The organism is Ihubacter massiliensis (assembly GCF_024125305.1).
GTDB classification, from domain to species: Bacteria; Bacillota; Clostridia; order Peptostreptococcales; family Anaerovoracaceae; genus Hominibacterium; species Hominibacterium faecale.
Genome location: NZ_JAMXVH010000001.1, coordinates 163,325 through 180,478 on the forward strand (window position 1 = coordinate 163,325; position 17,154 = coordinate 180,478).

General features: G+C 46.9%; 13 protein-coding genes. 10 read left to right on the forward strand and 3 right to left on the reverse strand.

What is annotated here, in order from left to right; all coding sequences use genetic code 11:
* Positions 1 to 90 precede the first annotated feature (90 nt).
* Positions 91 to 1,227, reverse strand: coding sequence for a DUF1002 domain-containing protein (locus NIA71_RS00755; RefSeq protein ID WP_253019370.1), 1,137 nt, complete (start codon positions 1,225 to 1,227; stop codon positions 91 to 93).
* Positions 1,228 to 1,724: 497 nt separating this feature from the next.
* Between NIA71_RS00755 and NIA71_RS00760 the strand changes: the two genes are divergently transcribed.
* The 3 genes from NIA71_RS00760 to NIA71_RS00770 all read left to right on the forward strand — a co-directional run bounded on the left by NIA71_RS00760 (position 1,725) and on the right by NIA71_RS00770 (position 5,743).
* Positions 1,725 to 2,726, forward strand: coding sequence for a reverse transcriptase family protein (locus NIA71_RS00760; protein ID WP_253019371.1), 1,002 nt, complete (start codon positions 1,725 to 1,727; stop codon positions 2,724 to 2,726).
* Positions 2,713 to 3,153 carry a GNAT family N-acetyltransferase gene (locus tag NIA71_RS00765; protein WP_253019372.1) on the forward strand — a complete coding sequence of 147 codons (441 nt, stop codon included), beginning with the start codon at positions 2,713 to 2,715 and terminating at the stop codon, positions 3,151 to 3,153. Before NIA71_RS00760 ends, NIA71_RS00765 begins: the two co-directional genes overlap by 14 nt.
* A gap of 229 nt (positions 3,154 to 3,382) precedes the next feature.
* Positions 3,383 to 5,743, forward strand: a complete 2,361-nt coding sequence (locus NIA71_RS00770) for a S8 family serine peptidase (protein ID WP_253019373.1) — start codon at positions 3,383 to 3,385, stop codon at positions 5,741 to 5,743.
* A gap of 17 nt (positions 5,744 to 5,760) precedes the next feature.
* On the opposite strand, the gene NIA71_RS00775 is transcribed toward NIA71_RS00770, so the two are convergent.
* Complete coding sequence (locus tag NIA71_RS00775; protein ID WP_332108600.1) at positions 5,761 to 6,360, reverse strand: Maf family protein; 600 nt, start codon at positions 6,358 to 6,360, stop codon at positions 5,761 to 5,763.
* A gap of 202 nt (positions 6,361 to 6,562) precedes the next feature.
* On the opposite strand from NIA71_RS00775, the gene spoVAC reads away from it, so the two are divergent.
* From spoVAC to spoVAE, 3 genes are read left to right on the forward strand one after another with little or no spacing between them, the layout of a single operon-like run.
* Complete coding sequence (gene spoVAC, locus NIA71_RS00780) at positions 6,563 to 7,039, forward strand: stage V sporulation protein AC (protein WP_148396661.1); 477 nt, start codon at positions 6,563 to 6,565, stop codon at positions 7,037 to 7,039.
* A 9-nt stretch (positions 7,040 to 7,048) separates the two neighbouring features.
* Positions 7,049 to 8,131 (forward strand): stage V sporulation protein AD, encoded by a 1,083-nt coding sequence (spoVAD, locus tag NIA71_RS00785; protein WP_148396660.1) that lies wholly within the window; start codon positions 7,049 to 7,051, stop codon positions 8,129 to 8,131.
* Position 8,132: 1 nt separating this feature from the next.
* On the forward strand, positions 8,133 to 8,486 hold the full coding sequence (gene spoVAE, locus NIA71_RS00790; protein WP_148396659.1) for a stage V sporulation protein AE: 354 nt from the start codon (positions 8,133 to 8,135) through the stop codon (positions 8,484 to 8,486).
* Between the two features lie 51 nt (positions 8,487 to 8,537).
* Here spoVAE and NIA71_RS00795 read toward each other — a convergent pair whose 3' ends face one another.
* Positions 8,538 to 11,510: a transglycosylase domain-containing protein gene (locus NIA71_RS00795; RefSeq protein WP_253019375.1), complete on the reverse strand. Its 2,973-nt coding sequence runs from the start codon at positions 11,508 to 11,510 to the stop codon at positions 8,538 to 8,540.
* A gap of 204 nt (positions 11,511 to 11,714) precedes the next feature.
* On the opposite strand from NIA71_RS00795, the gene NIA71_RS00800 reads away from it, so the two are divergent.
* The 4 genes from NIA71_RS00800 to nuoE all read left to right on the forward strand — a co-directional run bounded on the left by NIA71_RS00800 (position 11,715) and on the right by nuoE (position 17,142).
* On the forward strand, positions 11,715 to 14,015 hold the full coding sequence (locus tag NIA71_RS00800; RefSeq protein WP_253019376.1) for a DNA internalization-related competence protein ComEC/Rec2: 2,301 nt from the start codon (positions 11,715 to 11,717) through the stop codon (positions 14,013 to 14,015).
* 8 nt (positions 14,016 to 14,023) lie between these two features.
* Positions 14,024 to 15,091, forward strand: a complete 1,068-nt coding sequence (holA, locus tag NIA71_RS00805; protein WP_148396656.1) for a DNA polymerase III subunit delta — start codon at positions 14,024 to 14,026, stop codon at positions 15,089 to 15,091.
* A 19-nt stretch (positions 15,092 to 15,110) separates the two neighbouring features.
* Positions 15,111 to 15,992: a DMT family transporter gene (locus NIA71_RS00810; RefSeq protein ID WP_148396655.1), complete on the forward strand. Its 882-nt coding sequence runs from the start codon at positions 15,111 to 15,113 to the stop codon at positions 15,990 to 15,992.
* A gap of 637 nt (positions 15,993 to 16,629) precedes the next feature.
* Positions 16,630 to 17,142, forward strand: coding sequence for an NADH-quinone oxidoreductase subunit NuoE (nuoE, locus tag NIA71_RS00815; RefSeq protein WP_148396654.1), 513 nt, complete (start codon positions 16,630 to 16,632; stop codon positions 17,140 to 17,142).
* Positions 17,143 to 17,154: the final 12 nt, after the last annotated feature.

A 17,154-nucleotide genomic window follows, 5' to 3' on the forward strand; every position in this document is an offset into this window, starting at 1 on the left:
GAGGAAAAGGCGTTTTTTTATGTTTTATCCTCTCCTGATTTTGCTCATCAAAAAGCAATAATTCACGTGCAGAGCATGTGCAGGCCAATCTTACTGAGGCTGTCCTTCCTGTGAAGCTCCTGTGCCGTCAGTGTCCGAGCTGCTGCTCGTTTCATCTGTCGGGGACTTGTCTTCTTTGGGCTGGGGACTTGTGCTTTCGTTACTGGTGCTTTTGCTGTCCTTAGAGCTTTCGCTGGCTTGAGTGCTGTCCTTCTGATCGGAACTGCCGTCTGTGCTTTCGTCATCTGAACCGAAGAGGCCTTTAAAGAAGTTGACAATTTTGTCCCACAGGCCTTCGTCTTCGGCAGCGGACTTGATGTCATCCAAAGTGCTGTTGATTACCGCATCATCTCCCAGAACGGTATCCTTGGTATCGTTGATAATCCCGCCGTCGCTGCCGCCGCCGAAGAATCCCTTGATGGAATTCCAGATGCCGGCGAAAAAGCCTTCGCCTTTTCCTTCTAAATTGTCAAGGGTGTTCTTTAAGGCTTTGACATCATAGTCATACTGGGAAATGGTTTTCATGAGAGCGACGATTTTGTCCATCTGCTCTTTAGTGAGTGTGACGCCTTGATTACTGGCCGCCTCATCCACAACCTTTTGGATTTCTGAAGCGTCTGTCAGGTTATCTTCAATGACCTGCTCTTTAACATCGTTGACCAGCGCCGATGCCTGTTCTTGTCCGACTGAATCGGCGATTTCTCCAGTGGTTACCAGTTCTTCTACCGCAGCTTCCTTTTGGCCTTCATTCAAATCCTGGCCGCTGGCAGTTTCGTAAGCCATCATAATACCTGTTAGAGCACCGGTTCCCGACACAGCGATGGGCGCTGCGGCTACTACGTTGCAGTTTTCAATCCCGGATGTGGCCAGGGTGCTGGCGATCATGGAACTGGTGACAAAGGTGAGATTGGCTGTTTTCACTTGAACGCCGCCGCTGTCAGTGGGCTCTATGTAGGAACAGCTGAAGGTTTTGCGGCCGATCTGCTGCTCGGTTGCGATGCCTTCCATGTATTTGCGTTCGTCGCTGTTGTTGACCTCGATGGTCTGGACTTGCTCCGGCGTGGTGCCGAAGTACTCGTACATATCAGCCCTCTGCTGTTTGGAAATATTGGCTCCCAGAGTGACAACCTTGGAGCTGTCCGCTGAGACAGTCAGCGTAGAGAGCTGAAACATAACTGTAAAAATCAAAAGAAATGAGATTGCTTTTTTTAACGTTTTCATAATCTAAGGTGTAAGAACACCATACCTCCTTTATTTTTTAATGATTCCTCAGTTATCATACCATATTAGGCTGCGGGAACAAAGGAAAATCTGATTAACAATTTATGAAGATTTTCTGATTTTTGCAGGGATCGGACAGCTTTCTTGCATTGTAACCAAGGATGGGAAGAACTGCTTTATGTGGAGATACGGCTGTCATCGTATACTCTTTTCCCAAAAACAAAAGAAAATATGTTAGAATAGAAACAAACAGAGACAATAGCGAAGCCGGACTTTGTTTCGGACGGGCGGCGAGTCGCTGTCTGTATGGTGAGTATGAGCAGATCAGACCGAATCCGGCTGAGATGTACTTCTGCACATTTCATGTGCAGACCTTGCGGTCTTAGGTGTACATCGGCGCAGATTCGGAATTTTCATTTTGTATTGTCTCTGTTTTATAAAGTGTGTCTAAAAGGGAGGAAACTATGAGATATACCAACCTTTGGAAGTATTGTGACATTCAGCAATGTCAGGATTTTTTGCTTTCTTTGGAGCTTTTCGATGAAAGCCGATTAACAAGGCAAGAACGGTTAAAATGCTTATATGCGGTGAGCCGTCATGCAGAAAAGCACTATCGTAAAACCTTTCGCAAGAAAGCAGACGGTTCGCTGCGTCCTTTGCTTGAGCCGGATTACCTTTTAAAACAGATTCAAAGAAACTTGCTTTGCAATGTTCTGGAGCGGGTTCCTGTTTCCGAGTATGCAACAGCTTACCGAAAGGGCGTCTCAGTACGGGATAATGCCGCCCCACATGTGGCAAGCCCTCAAATACTGAAACTGGATATTGAAAACTTTTTTGGCAGTATTACCGATTCCATGGTTTTTACGAAGGCTTTTCCCAGAGAATACTTCCCTTATCCAGCAGCGTCTCTCTTGACTGCAATTTGTTGTTATGAGGGATATCTGCCGCAGGGCGCACCGACTTCGGCTGCTATTTCCAATCTGATCATGAAAGACTTTGACCGGTACATAGGCAACTGGTGCAGAGAAAAGGGTGTTAATTATACCAGATATTGCGATGATTTGACCTTTTCCGGTGATTTCGATTGGGTCGAGGTCAAGAATAAGGTACGAGCTTTTCTCAATGCCATGGGTTTTGAGATGAATAAAAAGAAAACAAAGCTTTTGACCGCTGGACAGAGGCAGATCGTCACAGGGGTTGTTGTAAACGAAAAATTACAGACGCCCAGAGCTTACCGCCGGGAGCTTCGTCAAATCTATTTTTACATGAAAAAATATGGAATGCGGTCTCATTTACATAATAAGCTGGGGCGTGAGGCTGCGAATGAAGAAATGGCTTCTTATTTGGAACATATTCTGGGACGGGTAAATTTTGTTCTGCAGATTAAACCGGAAGACGGCTGTTTTAAAGAAATGAAAGCTTGGATACTGGAGAAAAAGAAGGAGGAAGCGCATGAATGCTTATAAAACCATTGAAACGGACGATTATCCCGGACTAGCCCGCATGTTTTTCGAAAACGGCCTGGAAGTCGAGCCGGATGCGCCGCAGCCTGAAGGTTTGATTGGCTGCTGGGAAGTCTTAGACAGCAGCGGCAGCCGTGTGGCGGGGATAGAGCTGGAAATGCGGGCAGGCGAATATGTCATTGGCGGGATTACGGTACTCAAGCCCTACCGTAAGTCTGGTATCGGTGAGCTTATGCTGCAGACTGTAGTGGATAAGGTAAGGAAACTGGGCGGACCACGGGTTATGCTAGTGGCAAAAGTACCTGCGTTCTTTGAAAAAGCAGGATTTTACCGTATCGCCCGGGAAGATTCGCCGGAAATATCCAAGTGCTTTACCTGTGATCAGTTCCAGATCAGCTGCTCGCCGGAGATCATGGAAAGGAAGCTGTAATCTTCTATGGAAAATATAGTTCTGTAAAATCCAAAAAACTATAAATTATGTGGATTTTATGATTATTTTTTCCCGCTGCTTGAGCGCCGATAAAAACTGGGATATAATGTATAAAATGTGAAATCAGTTTAATATCTTTTGGCATTGCGATCGGCGAGTTTAACTTTGGCTTCACCGATTCAATTGTGGAATACAGCCTTGTATTCTGGTAACAAAGGAGAACTACGAAATGGAAACTAAAAAAACGAAAAATCGGATTATAAGCCTTTTCGTCATTTTATGCATGGTCGTTTCTGTCTGCAGCGTTGGACTGGAAGGAACTGCAGTCTTTGGGGCGGAAAAGCAGAGTCAGGAGATCAGAGGCGATTATGCAGAAGATCAGATCATCGTCGTGTTTGAGGATGATGTTAATAAAAAAGAAGCCGCTAAAATCGTCGATAAAAAAGATGGCGAAGATTTAACGTTGCTGGATACGCCGCAGGATGAAATTACGGCTGTCGTGGAGCTTCCAAAGGCGCAGACGGTGGAAGAGGCAGTGAAAACCTATGAGAAGGATTCCGAGGTTGCTTATGCTCAGCCCAACTATCGATATAGCTTGATCGAAGATGAAGAATCGGCTCAGCCCACAGCTAAAACAAATGCGGCGACTGCAGCTTTGAATGATACCTATGCAAAGGACCTCTGGCATTTGGATACGATCCAGGCAGAAGGGGCATGGGAATTGTTGAATGGGGCTCTTCATCAGAAAACAAGAGTTGCGGTACTGGATACGGGGGTGGATACTAGCCATTCGGATTTGCAGGAAAATTTGAACAAGTCCTTATGTAGAGATACTTCCTATGGAGATGAACGTTCGCTGAGCGGCGATGACGATGGCCATGGGACTCATGTCGCCGGGATCATTGGTGCTGCTGCCAATAATAAAACTGGCGTAGCGGGAGTTGCCAGCGGAAAAGATAACAGCGCTGTGGAACTTTTTGCAGTTGATGTATTTAAGGGTAAAAACGCTTTTACCAGCGCGATTGTCGCAGGTATTCAGTATGCGTCAAAAACCCAGGCAAAAGTAATCAATATGAGCTTGGGATATGCCAACGGAGGAGCCTTGAATTGGGAAGACGATCTGCTGAAAGATGCAGTCGATGAGGTTACTGCCAAAGGGACCACGGTAGTCTGTGCTGCAGGAAACGACAACAATCAAGTGCCCAATTATCCGGCGGATTTTGACTCCTGTATCAGTGTGATTTCAACGAACCAATCGAATCAGAAATCAAATTTTTCCAATTATGGAGCTGCCAAAGATTTATCCGCCCCGGGAGGAGAAACCCAATTGTATTCCAATGGACAAGAAAAGCTCAGAGAGGGAATTCTCAGTTCCTATCCCGGCGGATATGCTTGGAGTGCGGGTACATCCATGGCATCGCCTGTAGTAGCCGGCGTGGCTTCCATGCTTTATTCGATCGATCCTGCATTTTCGACCGACCAAATAAAGGAGCTCTTGTACAGTACGGCTACCGATATTGGAGCTTCGGGCCGTGATGATCAAAGCGGCTATGGTATTGTGAATGCAGAGAAAGCGGTGATCAAAGCATTAGAACAGCTGAGAGTGCCCACAGGATTGAAATTATCCGCATCTCATGTACTAAGCTGGAATCCGGTGGCAAAAGCGACAAGTTATATCGTTACTATAACTGACGAAAATGGAGATAAAACAAAATTTGATAACATCCGTACTCCCCAATATGACTTAGCCGGCCAATTAGCTGTAAGGAACCGGTGTACGATTTCCGTTCAGGCAGTCAACGAAACGAGCGTGAGCCCAGAGGGAATCCTGCAATTTTATGGTAATAAAGTTACACAGCTCAGGCTTTCCAATCGCTATCTTACCATAGGAAAGGGATACAGCACAAAATTATCCGCATCAGTTGTCCCCGGTAGTGCCAGCAATAAAACGTTAAAATGGGAATCTTCGCGGCCAGGGGTTGCAATGATTTCTCAGAGCGGGGTCCTTTATGCAATTGATTACGGAACGACTACCATCACGGTATCCACAAAGGATGGGAGCGGCCTTTCCGCATCCTGTCAAATAACCGTTCCATACACCATCAGCTATATATTAAACGGAGGCAAAAACAGCGCATCCAACCCGTCCACCTACTACGGCAGCCGGGTATCATTGAAAAATCCTACAAGAAAGGGATATACCTTTGCGGGCTGGTATACCAGCAGCAGTTATAGAACCAAAGTGACAGCTCTAACATCCGGCAGCTACACTCTTTATGCCAAATGGAAAAAGGTCAGTGTCAAGCGGGTCTCTATCAAAAACTTGAAGCGGGTATCGAAGACCAAACTGAAAGTTACTTATAAAAAAATCAGCGGGGCAAAAGGCTATCAAATTACTTATTCAACAAACAAAAAATACAAGAAAAAGAAAACAAAATCCGTGACAGCGTCTTCTACTAAAAAAACACTGAAAAAGCTTAAGAAGGGCAAGACCTATTACGTAAAGGTACGTGCGTATAAAAAGGATTCCCGAGGAGGAAAGGTTTACGGAAAATACAGCAAAACGAAAAAAATCAAATTAAAGAAATAAAGGAAAAAGAGCCGGTATTACAAAGATGCCAGCTCTTTTTCAATGCGGCTCCAGGGAAAGCCGATCACATTTTCATAATCGCCTTCGATATGGTCCACATATCTGCCGAAGGTGCCTTGGATGGCGTAACCACCGGCTTTATCATAAGGTTCGTCCGTATTTATATAGGCCTCCAGCGCTTCCTGGGAAAAATCCTTAAAAAACACTTTGGTTATTTCACAAAAGAGTTTTCTCACCGGCAGTTCTGGTTTCAGCAGACAGACGCCGGTGGCCACATAATGCGCGCTTTTTCTCAGAGAAGCAAGGATTTCTCTGGCCTGGTCCGGATCTGCGGGCTTGCCGATGATGCGGTCTTTATACACCACTGTGTCGGCAGCGACCAAGATTGGCGAATTTATTTTCTGCTCTTGGGGAAGATGTTGTTCCGCCCATAAAGCCTTTTTGCACGCCAGGTACATGACCGCGCTTTCCATTCCCATGGTAATGGGAATGGTTTCATCAACTTGAGCCGGAAAAATGTACGGTTCATAGCCTTTTGCTCTCATCATTTGAATTCTCCTGGGTGAACTGGATGCCAGGACCAGATTGTTTATTGCCATAACCATTCCTTTCTTCATATTTCAGAACATAAATCGTTAGATGGAAGTAAGCTGATATTGATTTTGATTATAGCACAAAGCAGAGCCTTTTTTAATAGGCCAACCGATAGTTATTATGACATAAAACGATTAATCAAATGAAAATAGCGGGATCTTTCTTCCAATGGCATAATTTTTTAGAATTGGGAATAATAAAAAGGAAATCTGAAAGGAGGACTTTATGGCGGATAAAGAGAAACAAGAAAAAAAGCAGAAAAAGCAGGTGGCAAAAGCGTATGAACAATATGCAAGTCAATTTACGCCCAAGCCGAATTATTTCCTCAATTGCCTGAAGGCCTTTCTTGTAGGAGGGCTCATTTGTGTATGCGCGCTTTTACTTGAAAAGGCCCTGGTAGGGTATGGGCTGGACCAAAAAAATGCTGGAATCTATGTGACGGTGATCCTGGTCATGATCGCCCAGCTGCTGACAGGGCTGGGGCTTTTCGACTCCATCGGCAAGTTCGCAGGGGCTGGTGTGATTGTTCCGATTACAGGCTTTGCCAATTCTATGGTGGCGCCTGCTATTGAATATAAACAGGAAGGAATTGTTCTTGGCGTTGGGGCCAAATTATTCAGTTTGGCAGGGCCAGTGCTGGTATGCGGAATTTCAGTCGCAACCGTCATAGGTATCATTTACTGGATTGCAGGGCAGTTTTAGGAGAGGAATATGATAAAAAATAAAATGGGAAATCAGACTTTAGATTTTTCCAGAAGGCCGGTCATTCTCGGCGCGGCCTCCGTGGTAGGTAAAAAAGAGGGGGAGGGGCCGCTTTCACAATGGTTTGATACGGTTCTTGAAGAGGACACATTCGGCGAGAAAACCTGGGAAAAATCAGAAAGCAAAATGCTTAAGACAGCAATGATGGAAGCCCTTCAAAAATCAGGCAGGTCCAAAGAGGATATTGGGGCTATGCTCAGCGGAGATTTACTAAATCAACTGATGTCATCTTCATTTATGGCCAGAGATTTGCACATTCCATTTTTAGGTATGTATGGAGCCTGTTCGACGATGACTGAATCCCTCATGCTGGGCTCTGTTTTGACAGATGGACAATACAGCGATAATGTAATTATCGGAGCATCCAGCCATTATTGTACGGCAGAACGGCAATTTCGAATGCCTCTGGAACATGGAAACCAAAGGCCTCCGTCCGCGCAGTGGACTGCAACGGCTGCCGGTGCTATGGTTATCTCTTCTGGAAAAAAAGAGGAAGAGGCGATGATCGCGGATGATGAAGGCAATACAAAGACACCAGCAGTGGTAAAAGTATGCTGCGGAACGATCGGCAAAGTGATCGACGCAGGAATAAAGGATGCAAATCAGATGGGAGCGGCCATGGCACCGGCAGCGGTAGATACGCTGCTCAATCATTTTGCCGATACAGGAAGAAAAATCAATTATTATGATTTGATTCTAACCGGAGACTTGGGTTATATCGGTAAAGATATTGCTAAAGATTTGCTGGTGGATGCTGGTTTGCCGAAGAAAGAAGTGGAGAGCCGTTATGATGACTGCGGAGCTATGATCTATGCGAAAGAACAAGATGTGCATGGAGGCGGAAGCGGCTGCGGCTGTTCGGCCAGTGTTTTTTCCAGCTATATTTATAAAAGAATGCAGAGAGGTGAACTGCACAAAGTTCTGATCGTTTCAACAGGAGCACTGCTTTCAACGATCAGTCCGTTTCAGGGGGAATCTATCCCAGGAATCGCACATGCTATTTCGCTTGAGATTGGACAGGAGGAACGCTAATATGGAGTATGTATATACATTTTTAATAGGCGGCGCTATCTGCGTCATCGGGCAGATCCTAATGGATGTGACCAAGCTGACAGCGCCGCGGGTTTTAGTTTTGTTAGTGGTGGCAGGGGCAGTCCTGCAGGGATTGCATCTATATGAACCTCTGGTTCAGTTGGCACAGACAGGGGCGAGAGTCCCGCTGCCCGGCTTTGGCTATGCGCTTGCAAAGGGCGCAATGGAAGGCGCTAAGGAAAGTTTTCTAGGAGCGATCACAGGCGGCGTGAAAGCAGCGTCCGGCGGCATAACGATCGCTATTGCATGGGGATATTTGATCGCCCTGATCTTCAATCCAAAGTCAATTCGATAACGGATTACAATAGAAAAGACTCCGCGCTGTGCGCGGAGTCTTGCTGTTCTTTTAATCTCCGTTGTTTTCGGTATTCGTCGTCGGAGCTTTGGTTGTTGGAGCTTGTGTTGTCGGTGCTTTCGTCGTCGGCGCCTGAGTTGCAGGCGGCTGAGTCGTGGCTCTCTCAACTTGTTTAGTAGTGCCTTTTTTCTTATCGGAGCTGGATGAAGATTCGCTCTCATCTGAGGTGGATTTTGGCTTTGCAACTCGGGAATAGGTGCCATCCGTATAGTATTCACCGCCAATCTTGCTTACATCATCCGGCTGGCTCGGGTATTTACCGCGAGGCTCTCCTGCGCATACCTGGCTCATAATCGTTCTCCACAGACGGGCCGCTGCTGCGGAGCCTTCCGCCAGTTCAATGTTAACATCGTTTCCAATCCAGACTGAAGCGGTGTACTGCGGGGTAAAGCCAACGAACCATGCGTCGAAGTTATCACTAGTGGTTCCAGTTTTGCCCGCTACCGGCTGTCCGCTGAAGGATGCGTTCGATCCCAGACCATTGGTGACAACGCTGCGCAGAATATCGGTCATAATGAATGCAACGCCTTTATCCAGTACCTGTTCTGTTTTCGGTGTCTTATCAAAGAGCACTTCGTCGTTGCTGTTGGTGATCTTGGTATAAGCAACTGGCTCTGTATAAGTTCCTTCATTAGGGAAGATGCCGTAGGCCGCAGCCATTTCAATTGGTTTGATTCCGCGAGTCATACCTCCAAGAGCAAGGGCGGCCGGATTCATATCATTGGTATTTCCATCTTCTACCAGAGTGGTAACACCCATCTTTTTCAGCTGTGAAGTTGGGAATTCCGGACCCATCTGCTGATAAACCTTAACCGCACACACGTTTACAGATTGCTGTACGGCTGTACGCAGCGTCATGTGTCCACGATATCCGGTATACCAGTTTTTCGGCCAGGTTCTGCCGTTTACCACCATCGGCGCATCGTTGATTACGCTGCCTGCGGTAATGTATTTTCCCCAGTTGCTTCCGTCCGAATTGGAAAGACTCATGCTCTCGCCTTTTTCAGCCGCATTATAGGAACTTTGCAGAGCGGATGAGTAAATGGCAATCGGTTTGATGGAGGAGCCCGGCTGACGAGGCTGTACAGCGCGGTTGTAAATCTGTTTTCCTTCGGTGCCCCGGCCGCCGACCATGGCTTTTACTCCGCCGGTCTTGTAATCCATAATAACGATTGCCGCCTGAGGCTGAACAACCTTTTGCTTTAAAGCACAGTTCTCGGAACTTACAATCAGCTTTCCATCTTTTTCTTTGAAAAATTTGGGATAATCCTTGAAGAACTTAGCGGAAATAATGCAGTTGCCGCTGGCGTCCTTGCTTTTGTATCCCTGCGGTACAGAGATGGCGCCGTCTTCGATAGTATAATACTTACCGTCCTTTTGCTGGTACATAGGCTTGAAGGTAAGACCGATGTCGCTCTTGCCGCTTACCGTTATATCGAAGAATTTTAACCGTTTATCTTTGTAGATGGTGATACTGCCGTCGCTGTTTTTCTTGTATTCATTCTTTTTGAGCACGAACTGATCTTTGCTGTTGAAATAATCGTCGTAATCATAAAGTACAATTTTTCCTGTTTTACTGTTGAGAATATTTCCGTCGCCGTCCTTTCGAACGTTGGTCACTCTCGGGAAATGAGAACTCTTTTCGAATTCCTTTTCAGCGATCTTTTGAGCACTCTTATTCATGGTCGTGTAGATCTTCAGGCCCCGTCGATAGATAAATTCTCTGGCTTCCGATTTGGGCCAACCATATTCTTCCATAATGTCAGCTGTAATCTGATCAATAGCATAATCGGTAAAATAGGAAGAGAAGCCGCTGCCTTTGTCAGCAGAGATTTTCATGCTCTTCTTTAAATTTTCATCCAATGCTTTGTCTGCTTCCGCCTGGGTTATGTATCCTTGATCCACCATATTGCGCAGAGTTGCCTTACGCCGGTCACTGGACAAATCTCCATTGTATGCGTAGACGATACTGTCCGTTTCGGCCAAGATATTTTTCTTCTCTACTTCTACGGTGCCTACAGGATAGGATTTCACTAAAGCAAAAGCATCCGGTGATTGGGGGAGAGAAGCTAGTGCCGCGCATTCCAGCAGATCGAGCTTTTTCACGCTCTTGCCAAAATAAGCCTGCGAAGCAGATTCTACACCATAGCAGTTGAAGCCCAGATAAATGGTGTTCAGGTACGCCTCCACAATCTGTTCTTTAGACATACTCTTTTCGATCAGTACGGTATAATACGCCTCCAGAATCTTTCGATTGAGAGATCGTTTGCTCTTGGTCTCACTCAAATATACGTTTCGGGCAAGCTGCTGGCTGAGAGTACTGGTACCGCTGATCTGGCCGCCTCCGAAAACGCTGTCTTTGATGGCGCCCATAATTCGCACGAAGTTGAAACCGTGATGCTTCCAGAAGGTCTTATCTTCGATAGCCACGATGGCATTGACCAGATTTTCAGGCAGGTCTTCGTAAGCCACATTAGCCCGGTTACCCTCTTCAGAGAACACACTTTCAATCTCTTTGCCTTCATCGTCGTAGATGGTAGAACGCTGATAGAGGCGCGTATAAATATTATCAGCATCAATGCTGTGTGTTCCTGCGGTCAAAATGAGTGCGCCCACATAAATCACGCCAATCAGGATCAGAGCAAGAATCGCCAGTCCAATGATAGTAAAGACTTTTTTCTTTTTGCTCATGGGCTTTTTCTCTTTTTTCTTTCCTTTTTTCTTGCTTTTCTTTGATGATGCTTCGGAAGCTGCTTTTTCTTTGCTCCTTTTCGCACGGGAATTTTCCGCGGCGCGAGCGGTGCGCGAGGGAGCCGGTGTCGGTTCGCTTTCCGGGTTTTTCGGTTTTTCTGGTGTCTGCGGCTTTTGCGGCTGGGGATCAGCGGCCTCATCTACCTTATCAAACTCGGCGAAAAACTCGTTTATATCATCAGAGCTTGAATTTTTATTGAATTTATCTGCCAAAATCTTATCCTCCTGTAACCAATATATTCAGTCTGAATTATAACATAGAAGAAGGGAAAAGTTAAACGTTTTATCCGATTCTTTCGATTTCCGTAAGAGAAAATTAAGTTTATTGGGTTGTGAATTTCCATATTTTGTAATATAATAGGTCCTGTGTTACCGTAAGCAAAGAGTGAAGCCGAATGTCTTTGGGGGGAGAGACATTTGAGAAGACCGATGATTTTTATTGCCATCGCCTTCGGCAGCGGGATTGCAGCTGCCTTTTTTTCGCAAGCCCATCAGGCGATTTGGATCGGCATACTGGCCGCGGCCGCAGCGCTTGGGCAGGTGGGAAACCGGCTGCAGGTCCGCTTGCAGCTGACAAAGGTTTGTTTGTTCGTATGTGTGTTTTCCATGGGCGGATGGTGGAATCAGACCTGTGCAGACCAGCCTGACTCCATGGTGCAGCAGGTGGGAAGACAGGTCCGGATAGAGGGGCTGGTGACGGATATTCAGCAAAAGGACCAGGGGTATGCTATGACAGTAAAAACAGAGGACAGCCGCACCTTGGTTCACTATTATGGAAAGCTGGATGATTATCGGGATTTGACCGGGTCCTGGGCTGCATTTTGCGGCACGCCTGAATTGGCGCAGGAACGGAGGAATCCGGGATGCTTCGATTATAGACTATATCTTCAAAGTTGCGGGATTGGCACGGTTATGACGACTTCCAGTGTGGAACTGCTTGCGATAAAGCCGGCGGCGTTCCTGCGCCTTACGAGCCGGATCAAAGGCGGATTGGAACATAAACTGGAGCGCTTTACTGACCAGGAAGTAAAAGCAATGGCATTGGCCATGCTCTTCGGCGATCGTTCGGCTATGTCTGAGGATACTTATGAAGATTTTCAGAGAAACGGTACTGCTCACATTTTGGCGGTCAGCGGTCTGCACATTGGAGTTGTCTATGGATTTTTTGCATTTTTGTGGCGGGGGAGAAAAGGTGCTCTTTTCTATATTGGAGCATTGTTTTTCTTACTGTCTTATATGGCGCTGGCTAGTTTTTCGCCTTCCGTGGTGCGGGCAGGCACGATGATTATCCTTCATTTGGGGGCCGGGCTCCTCCACCGCCGGTACGATCTGCTTTCTGCGGCGTCCTTTACCTTTGTGCTGATGCTTTGTTATAATCCGATCCAGCTTTTTCATGTAGGCTTTCAATTGTCCTTCCTGGCCGTTGCCTCTCTGGGGGTAATCCTTCCTTTTGTTCAGCGGTTTTATCAGGGAGTGTTCCTTTCCTCGCTGGCCATTCAAGCGGGAATGGCTCCCTTTACGGCATATGTGTTCAACTATGTGTCTCTGGGGGCCCTTTTAGCCAACCTGCCGATTATTTTTCTGGCGGGAATCCTGCTGCCTGTGGGGATCGTCATGCTGGTTTTATCGGGCGTTTCGGACCGCATATTTGAATTCTGCGCCTTTTTCTTTGAACAGGGGTGCCGTCTGCTGGTATGGATCAACGACTTTTTTTACGCCGGAGGAAAGACTTCCTTTGATGTAGCAAGCCCGCCGGTCTTTCTTCTGGCATTCTATTATGGGATTTTGTTTTTCTTTGTTTGTGAAAAGGGCAGGATTCTGTTTATTCGAAGAAAGAAAGCCCGTCTTATAGCAGGCGCTGCGGTAATTCTTATTACAGCCATGACAGCGGCGGCAGCAGTGGATGACGGCTTTTCAAAAGCGCAGATTGTTTTTGTTGATGTAGGGCAGGGAGATTGCATCCATGTCCGTACACCGGAAGGGAAGAACTACCTTTTTGATGGAGGCGGGAGCATCCGTTATGATGTGGGGAAGAAGATTTTAAAACCCTATCTTCTCAAAAACGGCGTCAAAAAGGTAGATGCAGCTTTTGTGACCCATCTCCATGAGGACCATTATGGGGGAATCCGTTCTCTGGCAAGAGAGGGGCTGGTGGAGACCATCGGCGTTTTTGAAGGCAATCGCTTAAAAGAAAAAGAACTCAAACATGAAACCGGCGCCCGGATGCTTTATCTCTATGAGGGTCAGAGTGTAAAATTAGGCGAAGGCGTGTATGTGGATATTTTGGCGCCGGAGCGGGCCAGCGGGAAAGAATATGAAAAGCTGGCCGCTGATGAGGAAGACGAAAATGCTTCCAGTCTGATTATGAAGCTGCGATGGGGTCAGGTTTCCCTTCTCATAACCGGGGATATCGATCAGGAGGGAGAGCGCCTTTTGCTGGACCGTTATTCCGGCAGCACCACCCTTACCGCCACCATTTTAAAAGTGGCCCATCATGGCAGCAAATACAGCTCATCGGGTGATTTTCTTCAGGCCGTATCTCCGCGGGCTGCCGTGATTCAAGTGGGGAAAAATAATTTCGGCCACCCTGCGAAGGCTGTTATTGAAAAATGCGGGGAAAAGGATATAATGGTATATAGGAACGATACCTCCGGCGCCATTGGCATTTGCCTGGAAAAAGGCGGCAGGGGTATTTCTATACAAAAAATGATTGAATAGAGGGTGAAATGGCATATCAGAATTATAAGAAAAAAGAGCATGCTTTCCAGACGATCGGCAAGGATTTGAAAACGGGGGATATCCCCAATCTGGTGCTGCTGTGCGGAGAGGAGCAGTATCTGGTGCATTGGGCGACGGAACAGCTGCTGGAAAAATATATAAATAAGGCCTGTCAAACGCTTGACTTTACCCGCCTGGAGCCGGAAAGCCTGACCATCGATTCGATTCGGGAAAGCTGCGAAACGCTGAGCATGATGTCTGAGCGGAGAGTGGTACTGATCCCGGAATTTCCGCCGGCCCTGGGGCAAAAGCTGAAGGGCTTTTCTGAAAGCGATGAAAAGGAACTGTTGGAATACCTGAAAAATATTCCCGATACCTGCCTGTTAATCATAACGGCAGGCGTACCCGACCCGAAGAATAAGAAAAAGAGCAAGCTTCTGACCGCTGCCGCTAAGCTGGGGCGGGTCTATGATTTCGGCCCTCTGAGCGGCGCCCAGCTCAAGTCGTTTATTGTGAAACGGTTCAAGGCGTCGGGAAAGCTTTGCCGCAATTCTGTGGTCGAGCTGCTGATCGAGGACAGCGGATACGGAAACAAAGAAATCGACTATAATTTATATAATCTAGAGAACGATATTAAAAAGATAATCGCCCACAGCAGCGGCGATGAGATTGTATCCGCAGATGTGGCCCTGACCATTTCCACCAATCTGGAGACCAATGTCTTTGCCATGCTGGATGCCATCAGCCGAAACCGCAAAGATGAAGCCTATCGCCTGCTGCACAATCTGCTGGTCAGCGGTGAAGGGGTCTATCGCTTGCTGGCTCTCATTTCTTCCCAGCTGGAGCTGATTTTGGAGGTGAAGGAAATGCGGGAGGAGGGCCTGGGCCTGGCTCAAATACAAAAACATCTGGGCATCCATGAATTTCGTATCAAGAAAGCCATGAGCGTGACAGAAAAGTATTCTACGGAAGGCCTGAAGCGGATTTTATCAAAGGCCTATGAGATCGATGGTAATATAAAAACCGGCCTTCTTGATCAGATGCTGGCTTTGGAGCTGTTTGTGGCTGAAATATGATGTATGGTGGGGAGTGGATATGACGAAGCAAGTAAAAGCGGACCTGATGCTGGTCCTGGTTACCCTGTGCTGGGGTGTTTCCTATTTTTTAATGGATCTGAGCCTGGGAGACTTAGGTCCTTTTACGTTGAACGCTTTTCGCTTTCTGGGCGCGTTTTTAATCGCCTTTGCCGCTGCGTTCCCGAGACTGAAAACGGTCAATAAAACGACATTGAAATACAGCTTGTTCATTGGGGTGGCGCTGGTGCTGGTTTACATAGGGGCAACTTTTGGTGTTATGCATACCAGTTTGTCCAACTCTGGCTTTCTGTGCGCGCTGACGGTGGTCTTTACTCCGGTTTTCGCTTTTTTCTTTAAAAAGCAGGTGCCGGATAAAAAGCTGGCGCTTGTGGTGGTCATGTGCCTCATCGGCATCGGCCTTTTGACGCTCAATGATCAGCTAAAGCCGGCGCTGGGCGATTTGCTGTGCATAATGTGCGCTGCCGCCTATGCGGTGGATCTGCTGCTCACGGAAACTGCTGTGGCAAAGGAAGAAGTAGATGCTTTTCAGCTGGGCGTCTTCCAACTGGGGTTTACGGGAATGTTTAATTTGATTCTGGCTTTTTTCGCAGAAGAACCCCATTTTCCCGCCAGCGGGAAGGTTTGGGGCGCGGTAATTTTCCTTTCGGTGTTTTGTACGGGCGTTGCTTTTATCGTGCAGGCCATCGCTCAGCAGTATACCAGCGCATCCCATGTGGGCGTCATCTTTGCCATGGAGCCGGTATTCGCCGGCGTCGTGGCTTTCCTTTTCGCGGGGGAAGTCCTCCTTCCGCGGGCTTATGCCGGAGCAATTCTTTTGGTCGGCTCCCTCTTTGTTATGGAGCTGGATTTGAAAAAGCTGTTTAAAAGAGATGAAGACTAAGGATTCTCATTGAGTACGGCTTCCCCGCAGAGTAGGCAGTGGTTCTTTGGGTCGTTTCCCAGTCCGCTTTGTCAAGTCGGGCATAACCTTGAAACAAATATCGGAAACAGTCCTTGCCCTGAGAAATTTTGATCGTTTACTGGCGCTAATACCGGATATTCCCGCAGGCTTCATACGGCAATGTCAGTACTGGAGAACCAAACTACCTTTTACCGATACTTTTTTATGCGAGTTTATGCGAGGCCGGGCCGCCGGGGAATGCCGCCCAAGAATGACATTCGGCACCTTTCCAAAGAGGCAGGAGCCGCACGCCGAAGAATCCCTCCGGCAGCGACAGACAGCCCACCAAATACTTTCCTTGTTAAAACCCTGTCACACCGCTCTTTTTTAGCTGGATTTCTCATACCTCAAATCCAATATCGTGCAGATTTGCACAGCATATTTCTTCCGATCAGTATTCCGTGTTTGATTCAATTTTCAACATTGTAACTGGTTTCTGAAAGAAAAGAGAAAAAATTGATATTTTTCTGACATTAATTCCAACTCTTCTAATTGCTTTTATGTCCTATCTTTGATACAATGACTATATTGCACGTTGTAAAGGTATGACGATGAAATTAATTAGGAGGTTACTAACATGAGTGAAAAAGGTTGCTGCTGTGGTCAGAATCAAGTCGACCAGTTTACGGAACTAGCACCGGTGCTGGACAAATACGCAAAAGTACCCGGCAGCTTAATCACAATTCTTCAGAAAGCTCAGGATATTTACGGGTATCTGTCTTTTGACGCTATCAATTACATATCCGAGGCAACAGGCATTAAACCGGCCAAAATTTACGGCGTTGCCACTTTCTATTCCCAGTTCAGGCTGAAGCCGATCGGAAAATATCTGATCATGCTCTGCAAGGGAACCGCCTGCCACGTAAATGGAGCGGATACCATTGAAGAATCGATCTGTGAATATTTAAATATCCAGGACGGAGAGACGACGGAGGACGGCTTGTTCACCCTGAACAACGTAGCCTGCCTGGGATGCTGCTCGCTGGCTCCTGTTATGATGGTAAAAAGTGCCGACGGCGACGAGACCTACGGCAATCTGACAAAGGATTCTGTCAAGGAAGTTCTGGCAGAGATTCGGGAAAGAGCATAGGAGGTGAAGAGT

What these genes read in the sequence shown, in the direction of transcription:
- NIA71_RS00760 (WP_253019371.1), top strand. Translation starts at nt 1,725, where the DNA reads ATGAGATATACCAACCTTTGGAAGTATTGTGACATTCAGCAATGTCAG.
- NIA71_RS00765 (WP_253019372.1), top strand. Translation starts at nt 2,713, where the DNA reads ATGAATGCTTATAAAACCATTGAAACGGACGATTATCCCGGACTAGCC.
- NIA71_RS00770 (WP_253019373.1), top strand. Translation starts at nt 3,383, where the DNA reads ATGGAAACTAAAAAAACGAAAAATCGGATTATAAGCCTTTTCGTCATT.
- NIA71_RS00775 (WP_332108600.1), bottom strand. Translation starts at nt 6,360, where the DNA reads ATGAAGAAAGGAATGGTTATGGCAATAAACAATCTGGTCCTGGCATCC.
- spoVAC (WP_148396661.1), top strand. Translation starts at nt 6,563, where the DNA reads ATGGCGGATAAAGAGAAACAAGAAAAAAAGCAGAAAAAGCAGGTGGCA.
- spoVAD (WP_148396660.1), top strand. Translation starts at nt 7,049, where the DNA reads ATGATAAAAAATAAAATGGGAAATCAGACTTTAGATTTTTCCAGAAGG.
- spoVAE (WP_148396659.1), top strand. Translation starts at nt 8,133, where the DNA reads ATGGAGTATGTATATACATTTTTAATAGGCGGCGCTATCTGCGTCATC.
- holA (WP_148396656.1), top strand. Translation starts at nt 14,024, where the DNA reads ATGGCATATCAGAATTATAAGAAAAAAGAGCATGCTTTCCAGACGATC.
- NIA71_RS00810 (WP_148396655.1), top strand. Translation starts at nt 15,111, where the DNA reads ATGACGAAGCAAGTAAAAGCGGACCTGATGCTGGTCCTGGTTACCCTG.
- nuoE (WP_148396654.1), top strand. Translation starts at nt 16,630, where the DNA reads ATGAGTGAAAAAGGTTGCTGCTGTGGTCAGAATCAAGTCGACCAGTTT.